Origin of the sequence: Cryobacterium luteum (genome assembly GCF_900110125.1) — a bacterium.
In the GTDB taxonomy this organism is placed as follows: domain Bacteria; phylum Actinomycetota; class Actinomycetes; order Actinomycetales; family Microbacteriaceae; genus Cryobacterium; species Cryobacterium luteum.
In genome coordinates this window covers 1-3,526 of the sequence record NZ_FOCN01000052.1, presented here as the reverse complement: position 1 = coordinate 3,526, position 3,526 = coordinate 1, and the positions used below count along the sequence as shown (strand labels likewise).

Here is a 3,526-nt window from a genome sequence, read left to right as displayed (position 1 = left end):
ATTTCCCCAAAGGCACCGACTTATCCGTTCATTCGCCCGAGCGGCTACTCGAAGTCGCTACCGAACTCAACAATCGACCCCGCAAAACACTCGGCTGACTATGGCAGCGTTACTGGGACCCACCAGGGCAATCTAAGCCGGACCCACTTCGGGCGAAGCGGGGTGTCGCGGGCAACCTAACCGGGACCCACCTCCACCGTTGTTGCAACGTGTTTTCTGGTTGCTCAGGGTGGAGGTTCGGATGGAGTCTCGGGTGAAAATTTTCGCGCAGATCCGGCGTGACGCACGGGTGGAGGGCCTCTCGATCCGGGAGTTGGCCCGACGTCATGGCGTCGGGCGGCCAACGGTGCGGCAGGCCCTGCTACAGGCGGAGCCGCCGCCACGGAAACCGCGGGTCCGGTCCGCACCGCGGCTGGACGCGTTCAAGAGAGTGATCGACGAGATGCTCCGCCTGGACACGGAGGCACCGAGGAAGCAGAAGCACACGGCACGGCGTATCTTCGCCCGCCTCGCGGACGAGCACGGTGCGACGGATCTGTCGTATTCGACGGTCCGGAACTACGTCCGCCGGCGTCGCCCTGAGATCGATGCGGCCGTGGGCAGGCTGTCGGAGGTGTTCGTCCCACAGGAGCACGCGCCAGGGGCTGAGGCGGAGGTTGACTTCGGGGAAGTCTGGGTGGTCTTGGCCGGGGTGAAGACGAAGTGCCACATGTTCACCTTTCGCCTGTCCTACTCGGGGAAGGCGATTCACCGGGTCTATCCAACGCAGGCGCAGGAGGCGTTCCTTGAGGGGCATATTGATGCGTTCGAGGACATCGGCGGGATCCCGACCCGGCACATTCGTTACGACAACTTGACCGACGCGGTCGTGAAAGTTATCTACGGCACGGGCCGGCAGCGCACCGAGAACGACCGCTGGGTGCTGTTTCGGTCGCACTACGGTTTCGACGCGTTCTATTGCCACCCCGGAATCGAAGGCGCCCATGAGAAGGGAGGCGTCGAGGGTGAAGTCGGCCGGTTCCGGCGCACGCACCTGTCCCCGATGCCGGTCGTGGATTATCTTGAACAGTTGAATGAGCAGATCCGTGGCTGGGATCTCGACGACGAGAACCGGCGCATCAGCGACCGAATCCGCACCGTCGCTCAGGACTTCGCTCTCGAACGACCGCTGCTCGCTCCGGTGACCGCGGATCGGTTCGAGCCTGGTTTGTCGTTGACTCCGCGGGTGAACCGGTCGAGCCTGATCCGGGTGCGGATGGCGAGTTACTCGGTGCCGGCCCGGTTCATCGGCCGGCCCGTCCGTGTCGCGCTGCGGGCATCGGAGGTGATCGTCTTCGACGGCCGCACGGAGATCGCACGGCACCCGCGGGTGGTGGCTCTGCATGGTCAGAGCGTGAACCTTGACCACTATCTCGAAGTTCTCCAGCGCAAGCCCGGCGCCCTTCCAGGGTCGACAGCGCTGGCTCACGCGCGGGCGGCGGGCGCGTTCACCTCGGCGCATGAAGCATTCTGGGCTGCCGCCCGGAAAACGGATGGTGACGCGGGAGGCACTAAGGCCCTGATCGATGTTCTCCTGCTGCACCGGACAATGGCAGCGAACGACGTCGTCGGCGGGATCATGGCCGCGCTTACGGTCGGGGCTGTCACTGCGGACGTTGTCGCGGTCGAGGCCCGTCGCCACGAAGCCTTGGCTGGTTCAGGCCGTCCTCCGGTCGAGGAAGTTCGAGGCCCTGAGCGGCGGGTCGTCAGTCTGACCCAGCGCCGCCTCGCAGACCCGGCCGCGGTGATCGCTGGCCTTCCCGCTGACACAAGGCCGTTGCCGAGCGTTTTCGCCTACGACCAGTTGCTGCGCTTACCTGATCGCACGACCTCACCCACAGCCGTCCCGGCTGGACAGAAAGGAACAGGCTCATGACCTCGGCTACCACCAGCATCACCACCACCCTCCGACGCCGCCGAGGGTTGACCGAAGAAGCCGCGAACGCTGCCATCGACGGCGCCTGCCGAAAGCTTCGACTGCCCACGATTCGCGCCGTCGTCGACGAGGCCACGACCGCAGCCGAGAAAGAACAGCTCTCCTATCAAGGGTTCCTCGCGGAGCTGCTGCTGGCCGAATGTGATGACCGCGACCGACGCTCCTCTGTCCGCCGCGTGAAGGCCGCCGGGTTCCCCAGAGACAAGTGGTTGGGCGACTTCGATTTCGACGTCAACCCGAACATCAACCCCGCGACGATCAACACCCTCGCCACCGGAGAGTGGGTGCGGAAAGGCCAACCTCTGTGCCTAATCGGGGACTCCGGGACCGGAAAATCACACCTGCTGATCGGCCTCGGAACCGCGGCGGCAGAGAAAGGGTTCCGAGTGAAATACACCCTCGCGACCCGGCTCGTGAACGAACTGGTCGAGGCCGCAGACGAGAAGAACCTCGCCCGCACCATCGCCCGCTATGGCCGCGTCGACCTCCTCATGATCGACGAACTCGGCTACATGGAACTCGACCGGCGAGGCGCCGAGCTGCTCTTCCAAGTCCTCACCGAACGGGAAGAGAACAACTCGATCGCGATTGCGTCGAACGAGTCATTCTCCGGCTGGACGAAGACCTTCACCGACCCCCGCCTTTGCGCGGCGATCGTGGACCGACTCACCTTCGGCGGGACGATCATCGAAACTGGCACCGACTCCTATCGCCTTGCCCACATGCAAAGACAGCAAGAGCAGACGCCCGTCTGAAGGCCTTGGTCAACAGAAGCAGTCGTCGTGTTCGACGGCTGCTCGCCCGTGAGGGCTGACAGAACGAGCCCGACCGGGCGGTGTTCCACCTGAATCAGGACGAGGGCAACCCTGCCAGACGCAGAACAGCAGCCAGACCAGCCGGGGTCCCCGGCCAGTGCTTCGTGATGGAATCACTGCCCGCGCGCCTGGTCGCGAATCGGAGAGCGATCGCTACGACCAACGCGTCGTCGGCATATCCCAACACCGGGATGAAATCCGGGATGAGGTCGATAGGCGAGATCAGATACACCAACAGCACGCCCAACCAGATCCGGACCCCGATCGGCACGGAGCTGTCTGAGGCGAGACGCTTCAGCAGGCGCACGACGTCCGGGGCGAGACGAAGAAGATCCACCAGCGACGCACGACCCGAGTGTTTGCGTTGCTCGAACCACAGCACAAGGACAAGCACCAGCCAGAACAGGACCAGCCCGCCGACGACGCCGACCACAACCTGCCACCACTCCGACACGACTACGAATCCTCAGGGACTGCGCCGGCGTTCGGATTGGTGGAAGTCCTCATGACACCATTCTCCCAGAGGATGACCGCAACAACGGTGGAGGTGGGTCCCGGTTAGGTTGCCCGCGACACCCCGCTTCGCCCGAAGTGGGTCCGGCTTAGATTGCCCTGGTGGGTTCGACTTGGGTTGACATAGCCACTCGGCGGCATCACACCCACTCAAGCCATGCAACGACTACTGTCAGAGCCAGAAATACCCATCGTTGCGACGACCGGTTGAATCCGCCGAACC

The 3,526-nt window shown here is 64.0% G+C and carries 3 protein-coding genes; 2 read left to right on the top strand and 1 reads right to left on the bottom strand.

All coding sequences use genetic code 11. The annotated features are described in order from the left end of the window. Positions 1 to 241: 241 nt before the first annotated feature. Positions 242 to 1,915: an IS21 family transposase gene (gene istA, locus BMW72_RS18075; RefSeq protein WP_092113115.1), complete on the top strand. Its 1,674-nt coding sequence runs from the start codon at positions 242 to 244 to the stop codon at positions 1,913 to 1,915. Continuing rightward, the gene (gene istB / locus BMW72_RS18070; protein WP_092113113.1) at positions 1,912 to 2,730 is read left to right on the top strand and encodes an IS21-like element helper ATPase IstB; all 819 of its coding nucleotides are present in this window, start codon (positions 1,912 to 1,914) and stop codon (positions 2,728 to 2,730) included. Before istA ends, istB begins: the two co-directional genes overlap by 4 nt. A 94-nt stretch (positions 2,731 to 2,824) precedes the next feature. On the opposite strand, the gene BMW72_RS18065 is transcribed toward istB, so the two are convergent. Beyond that, the gene (locus BMW72_RS18065; protein ID WP_092113110.1) at positions 2,825 to 3,244 is read right to left on the bottom strand and encodes a YkvA family protein; all 420 of its coding nucleotides are present in this window, start codon (positions 3,242 to 3,244) and stop codon (positions 2,825 to 2,827) included. Between the last annotated feature and the right edge of the window lie 282 nt (positions 3,245 to 3,526).

Excerpts from the sequence above, each read along its gene's own strand:
- istA (WP_092113115.1), top strand. The coding sequence starts at position 242 with ATGGAGTCTCGGGTGAAAATTTTCGCGCAGATCCGGCGTGACGCACGG.
- istB (WP_092113113.1), top strand. The coding sequence starts at position 1,912 with ATGACCTCGGCTACCACCAGCATCACCACCACCCTCCGACGCCGCCGA.